This window comes from Microbacterium sp. Bi128 (genome assembly GCF_918698205.1).
On sequence record NZ_CAKKMM010001054.1, the window covers coordinates 1 to 1,803 of the forward strand.

Annotated in this window: 3 protein-coding genes; all 3 read left to right on the top strand. The window is 69.6% G+C overall.

Annotated features, from left to right (window positions below; genetic code table 11):
• On the top strand, window positions 1-603 hold a 603-nt coding region (locus tag LQV45_RS29675), incomplete at its 5' end, for an FAD-dependent oxidoreductase (protein WP_230010710.1).
• Window positions 604-764: 161 nt separating this feature from the next.
• Window positions 765-1,463 carry a deoxyribose-phosphate aldolase gene (gene deoC / locus LQV45_RS29680; protein WP_028278361.1) on the top strand — a complete coding sequence of 233 codons (699 nt, stop codon included), beginning with the start codon at window positions 765-767 and terminating at the stop codon, window positions 1,461-1,463.
• 52 nt (window positions 1,464-1,515) lie between these two features.
• Window positions 1,516-1,740, top strand: coding sequence for a hypothetical protein (locus tag LQV45_RS29685; protein ID WP_230010712.1), 225 nt, complete (start codon window positions 1,516-1,518; stop codon window positions 1,738-1,740).
• Window positions 1,741-1,803: the final 63 nt, after the last annotated feature.

Genomic DNA, 1,803 nt, shown 5'->3' on the forward strand with positions numbered 1-1,803 from the left:
GGCATGGAGTTCGACTACGACGAGCTCGTCATCGCCACCGGTTCCGCCCCCGCCGAGGCTCCGGTGGAAGGTGCCGCCCGCTGCCTGAGCTATTCCACGATCGACGACGCCGCCGGGCTGGGCGAGGCCGTCAAGGACGTCACCCGGGTCCTGGGCCGCCGCCCCCTGGGCATCCTGGTCGGCACGGGTTCGGCCGCCGGCCAGGCCGAGGCCGTGCTCCGGTCCCGCGGCGTCCGCCCGGTCCGCACCACCGTCCGTCCCGCCGCCGTCGTTCCCACCGCCGCCGGGTCCGCCCTGCCGGCGTCGGGCATCGTCTTCGAGGACGGCTCCAGCATGAACGGTGACCTCGTGATCCTCGCCGAGGAGCGCATCGCCCGCGACGAGCTGGCCGCCACGGCCGGGCTCGCGACCGCTGCCGGCGGCGGGATCGTCATCGGCCAGGATTTCCGCACCTCCGTGCCGGGCATCTGGGCGATCGGTGACGCGGCAGCCTACGACGGCGTCCGGCTGGGGCTGCTCGTGGCCTCCGGTTCCGCGGCGTCGGTGTGCGCTTCCCAGTTGCTTCAGGCCACCATAGGCCGGCCGCTGGCGGCCGCCGCCTGACGTGCCGGGGAGGCCCGGCCGGGGGGCATCCGGCGGGCACATTCCTATGGCAAGATGGTTCCCTGATAAGCCGCGCACCACGCGGCGCCGCCAGGGCCCGCAGGCCCACAAGGCCCGGGAAGGGACCGCCGCGTCCCAGGCCCGCCACGAAAGGGACCACCATGAGCCAAGAAGCCGCCACCGGGGGGACGCCCAACATCGCCTCCTACATCGACCACACCCTGCTCAAGCCGGAGGCCAGCGAGGCGGAGATCCTCAAGGTCTGCGCCGAGGCGGCGGAGTACCACTTCAAGTCGGTCTGCGTGAACCCGGTCTGGGTCAAGACCGTCAAGAAAGCGCTCAAGGGATCCGGCGTCCTGACGTGCTCCGTGGTGGGATTCCCGCTGGGCGCCACGCCGAGCGACGTCAAGGCCTTCGAGGCCCGCGGCGCGGTCCTGGACGGTGCCGAAGAAGTGGACATGGTCATCAACATCGCCGCGGCCCGTGCCAATGACAAGGGCGCGCTGGTGGACGACATCGCCGCCGTCGCGGCCGCCGTGCACGAGGGCGGAGCCATCCTGAAGGTCATCATCGAAACGGCGCTGCTGGGCGATGACCAGAAGGTGCTCGCCTGCGAGGCCGCAGTGGAAGCCGGGGCGGACTTCGTGAAGACCTCCACGGGCTTCAACGGCGGCGGGGCCACTGCCGAGGACGTCGCTCTCATGCGCCGCACCGTCGGCCCGGACCTGGGTGTCAAGGCCTCCGGCGGCGTGCGTTCCCTGGCCGATGCTCAGGCTATGATTGCTGCAGGTGCAACACGTATTGGCGCCAGCTCCGGTATCGCGATCGTCAAGGGTGAACAGGGTTCGTCCGCGTACTGACCGTGCCGGCACCGCCCACAGTTTTGAGCCCCCCGGGGCCGAGGAGGAACGAATGTCCAGCAACACCACCCCGTCCCGGCGCGTCGAGAACAGCCTCGGATCCAGCATCGCCCTGTTCGTGCCGATGATGGTCCTGTTCCTCGGTGCGATCTACTCGCTGTCCTTCCTGACGCTGGAAAACACCTGGCCGATGGCCGTCTGCCTGATTCTCTTCGCCGCCGCGTTCTGGATCCCGCAGACCCTGCTGGGCCGCTCGGATTCGGCCGGCGAAAACTAGGCCACTCCTGACCCTTAAATGACTGAAGCTCCGGTTCATCCGGAGCTTCAGTCATTTAACCGG

Bases quoted from the DNA above. Each gene is read 5' to 3' on its own strand.
- deoC (WP_028278361.1), top strand. From the start codon at position 765: ATGAGCCAAGAAGCCGCCACCGGGGGGACGCCCAACATCGCCTCCTAC.
- LQV45_RS29685 (WP_230010712.1), top strand. From the start codon at position 1,516: ATGTCCAGCAACACCACCCCGTCCCGGCGCGTCGAGAACAGCCTCGGA.